Origin of the sequence: Terrabacter terrae, assembly GCF_039529575.1 — a bacterium.
Classification (GTDB): domain Bacteria; phylum Actinomycetota; class Actinomycetes; order Actinomycetales; family Dermatophilaceae; genus Terrabacter; species Terrabacter terrae.
Genome location: NZ_BAAANB010000179.1, coordinates 1 through 4,007 on the forward strand (window position 1 = coordinate 1; position 4,007 = coordinate 4,007).

General features: G+C 73.2%; 6 protein-coding genes. 4 read left to right on the top strand and 2 right to left on the bottom strand.

The window, feature by feature from the left end:
- From ABD194_RS20535 to ABD194_RS20545, 3 genes are all read left to right on the top strand, one after another.
- Positions 1-277, top strand: a 277-nt coding sequence (locus ABD194_RS20535; RefSeq protein WP_343994984.1) for a hypothetical protein, incomplete at its 5' end; no start/stop codon positions are given.
- Positions 278-432: 155 nt separating this feature from the next.
- Positions 433-771, top strand: coding sequence for a hypothetical protein (locus tag ABD194_RS20540; RefSeq protein ID WP_343994986.1), 339 nt, complete (start codon positions 433-435; stop codon positions 769-771).
- 1 nt (position 772) lies between these two features.
- Positions 773-1,864, top strand: coding sequence for a hypothetical protein (locus tag ABD194_RS20545; RefSeq protein WP_343994988.1), 1,092 nt, complete (start codon positions 773-775; stop codon positions 1,862-1,864).
- Between the two features lie 12 nt (positions 1,865-1,876).
- Here ABD194_RS20545 and ABD194_RS20550 read toward each other — a convergent pair whose 3' ends face one another.
- Together ABD194_RS20550 and ABD194_RS20555 are read right to left on the bottom strand one after the other, a co-directional pair.
- Entirely contained in the window at positions 1,877-2,266 is a 390-nt protein-coding gene (locus tag ABD194_RS20550) for an SRPBCC family protein (RefSeq protein WP_343994991.1), read from the bottom strand.
- A 12-nt stretch (positions 2,267-2,278) separates the two neighbouring features.
- A complete protein-coding gene (locus tag ABD194_RS20555) occupies positions 2,279-2,695 on the bottom strand; it encodes a cupin domain-containing protein (protein WP_343994993.1) in 417 nt (138 codons plus the stop codon).
- A gap of 72 nt (positions 2,696-2,767) precedes the next feature.
- Here ABD194_RS20555 and ABD194_RS20560 point away from each other — a divergent pair.
- On the top strand, positions 2,768-4,007 hold a 1,240-nt coding region (locus tag ABD194_RS20560; protein ID WP_343994995.1), incomplete at its 3' end, for a TIM-barrel domain-containing protein.

The window sequence follows — 4,007 nt, forward strand, 5'->3', positions numbered from 1 at the left end:
AAGCACCAGCGGCGCGAGCAGCGCGAGCAGTGGCGCCCGGTCGAGGACCCCCGACGCCGTGGCCGGCGCGCTGCTCCTCGGCACAGTGCTCGTCGGCGCGGTGCTCGTCGGCGCGGTGCTCGTCGGCGCGGCTGCGACCGAGGGAACCACTGCGGTCGAGGTGGGGTCCGCGTGCCGAGCCGGGGACAGGGTGCTGGTCGTCATGGCTCCAGCCTCCCGGCGCTGGAGGGTGGTGCCCATCGGGGTCGACCCCGAGCAGGCCCGGAGTGGTCCCTGAGTTCGAGGAGAGCCGATTTGTCCATTTCGGTCACTTTGGCCGACTGTGGGGCCTAGGTTGTGACGCGTCAGTCGCGCTCCAGGCCGGCTGCGGGCGCACGGTCGATCGGGGTGTCAGACATGGCGGTTCGGTTCAACGCTCCTCCGGGATGGCCCGTGCCCTCAGAGTCCTGGGCTCCCCACGACGACTGGATGCCCGACCCCAGCTGGCCCACTCCGCCGCGCGGCTGGACGTTCTGGACCGTCGGGGAGCCGGCGAGCGAGCCGGGGGCGGCGACTGCCGGCACCGCATACGGCACCGACCGGGGGAGCTGGCTGGCCAGCCTGCGCGCTCGCGCTGCCTCGGGTGCTCCGCAGTCCGTGGCTGCGGCCGAGACAGACGGCGCGGAGAGCGAGACCAACGCCGAGCCCAACGCCGAGCCCGATGACGGGACGGAGGGCGCCGAGTGGGCGCTCGACGGGCTGCTCTCCTCGGCCGGCCGGGTGGAAGCCTGACATGGACCTCCCGCTGAGGGTCGCGCCCGAGGTGCGACTCCGCTCGTCGACGTCCGGCCTGCGCGCCGTCCTCGTCGAGGGGCCGAGCGCCACCGGCGTCGGCGCGCGTCCGACGGCGGCGGGCGACGGCAAGGAGGGAAGGGGTGCGGCGGCGCAGCTGGTCGACCTGGAGCGCCGGGCGCGAACAGCCCAGGAGACCGACGACGTCCACGCGCTGCAGTCGGTCGAGGAGGCCCTGACGTCGCTGCACCTGCAGAACCACCCGCTGCGGCGCCGACCCGACTCGCCGGCACCGACGGCGCTGCCCGCCAAGGAGCGCGAGATGCTGGAGCGCAAGGCGCTTCGCGCCGCGCAGCCGCCGATCTCCGTCTTCAAGCGCGCGGCTCGCTCGAAGGCCAGGGCCCTGGCCGAGACCGAGGCGGACCACTTCGTCCGGACGCTCGACGTCGCCCACTCCCTGATCGCGCAGCACCGGGTGGCCGTCCTGGACGACCAGTGGCACGCGCTCGCCGACCACGAGCGGTGCGCCGTCATCGCGGAGCTCGACGCGGAGTTTGCGGCGGCCGAGAGCTGCTGCACCTGCGTCGACGCCGGGTGGGACCCGGACACCTCGCGGAGCTACGTCACGGTCGTGGCCCGCTACCCCGGCCCCGACCTCGTCGCCGAGCGCGGTCCCGGCGCCTCCGCCAACGGCCGGGGGATGCTGCGCCGACGCACGCCGGTGGAGCGAAACGCGCTGTACCTCAAGGCGATCGCGTCGTTCGCGCTCGGCACCGTCCGCCGGGTGATCAGCGTGGCCGTGGCGGTCGACGACCTGCACCTGCTCGTCGTGCGCACGCCGGAGGCGGCTACCGGGCTCGAGCCGGTCTACCTCGGCCTCCTCACACGTGAGGACGTCACGCTCCGGCCACCCCTCGCCGACCCGGTGCCGATGCTGCTGGCCGCAGCCGTCCGACCGCTGCAGTTCGACGGGCCGGCGGACGACCTCGTGGCGCTCGCCCCGGACCCGGCGGTGCTGGCCGTCGTCGAGCGCTGCGCCGAGGCGCTCGAGGACCACGCGATCGACAGCGTGCTCGAGGGCACCTCCAACTGACGCGGCCGCCGGTCAGAGGTCCCGGCGCACGAGTCGTCGCAGCGCCAGCTGGGCCAGCGGCCGGTAGCCGAGCACGACGAACGCCGGCCCGTCGATGACGAGGCACGTCGAGCAGCCACCCGGTGCGGCCCGGACGGTGTGCTCGAGGATGGCGTGCGCCGGCCCGTACTGCACGCGCCAGCGCCACTCCATGGCCTCGGCGTCGACGCCGAGCACCTCGAACGGCACTCGCACGCCGAGCGGTCCGACGACGAGGCCGGTCAGTCCCGTGGACAGGGAGGGCGTGGCCGCGATGACGTCGGAGATCTGCGGCGACCACGTCGGCCAGAGCACGAGGTGCTCGTACCGGCTCCAGGCCAGCGTCGGGTCGGCGTCGCCGGTGACCGTGATCGACGATCGCACGGGGCCCCTGCCTCAGTCCGCGTCGGCCGGCGCCGGGCCGTCGACGTTGACCGTCGGGGTGCCGGAGCCGCAGCGGACGATGACGGCGCGGGAGGTGCCGTCGCCGGGGTTCGACTCGCGGTGCACCGCGCCCGCCGGCACCCGGAGGAAGTCGCCGGGCCCGGCCTCGGCCACGACCGCGCCGCCCGGCCCGGACTCGAGGCGCATCCGCCCCGAGACGACGTACAGCGTGGTGTCGTGGTCGCCGTGGTGGTGCCAGCCGGAGACCGCGCCCGCCTCGGTGTCGACGGTGCCCGACCACATCGTCTCGGTCTGCAGCGCCACCTGGCGGGTCATCCCCGGCGTCGGGTCCGCCGGGCTCAGGGCGTCGCCCGGGACGACGGTGCACGGCTGCGCTGCGGTGGTCGGCGGGTCCGGCTGCTGCGTCATGCCCCCATCAAAGCGCGTCTGCCGGACGGACGGGAGGTCGTCAGCGGTTCCCGTCTTTGACAGGCTGGGCGCATGAGGACCGACCACTTCATCCGTTTCGAGCACGTCGACTCCGTCGAGCAGACCGAGCGCGGCCTGCTCGCGCGCCTGCACGGCGAGCTGCTGCGGGCGGAGCCCGTGCGTCCCGACGTCGTGCGCCTCCAGCTGAGCCGCGGGGGAGCGTTCGAGGAGCAGCCGACGTATGCCGTGTGCGTCGACCCGCTCGGCCCTGACGGTGGCGAGGGGGTGGCCTGGCAGGCGCAGGAGTCGGAGGGTGCCTGGAAGCTCACCACGGACGAGCTGGTCGTGACGCTGTGGCTCGACCCGTTCCGGGTCGACGTGCACCGCACCGACGGGTCGGTCGTCCTCGAGTCGGCGCCCGACGCGGACGGCAGCTACTGGACCTACGCGACGCTCAACGACGCCTGGACGATCCGGCGCCGGATCGGCCGCGACGACGCGATCTACGGCCTCGGCGAGAAGGGCGGCCGGCACAACCGGCGCGGCCGCGACTTCACGCTGTGGAACACCGACGTCCTCAACGGCCACTCGACCGCCGAGTTCCGCGCCGGGCTCGACCCGGACGACCCGCGCGCCGACATGACGAGCACCGAGTTCGACCCGTACTACGTCAGCATCCCGTTCTTCTACACGCGCGACGCCGACACGGGCGCGGCCGCCGGATCCTTCGTCGACAACGGCTACCGCGGCTCCTACGAGTTCAGCGCCGACGACGAGTACCGCATCTCCTTCCACGGCGGCCAGTGGACCGAGTACGTCTTCGCCGGGCCGTCGATGGCGAGCATCCTCGAGCGCTACACCTGGCTGACCGGTCGGGCGTCGCTGCCGCCGATCTGGGCCCTCGGCTACCACCACTGCCGGTGGCACGCCTACAAGCAGCAGGACATCGAGGTCATCGCCAAGCGCTACCGCGACGACGAGTTCCCGTGCGACGCCATCTGGCTCGACATCGACTACATGGACGGCTACCGGGTCTTCACGTGGGACTCGGACCGCTACCCCGACCCGGCGGGGATGCTCAAGGGCCTGGCCAACCAGGGCTTCCGCACCATCTCGATCGTCGACCCGGGCGTCAAGCACGACCCGGGCTACGAGGTCTACGACGACGGCCTGGCCAAGGACGTCTTCTGCCGCACCGAGGGCGGCGACACCTACATCGGGCAGGTGTGGCCGGGCAACACCGCCTTCCCCGACTTCGCGACGTCCCAGGCACGGGCCTGGTGGGGCGACCTCAACGCCAAGCACGTCGAGT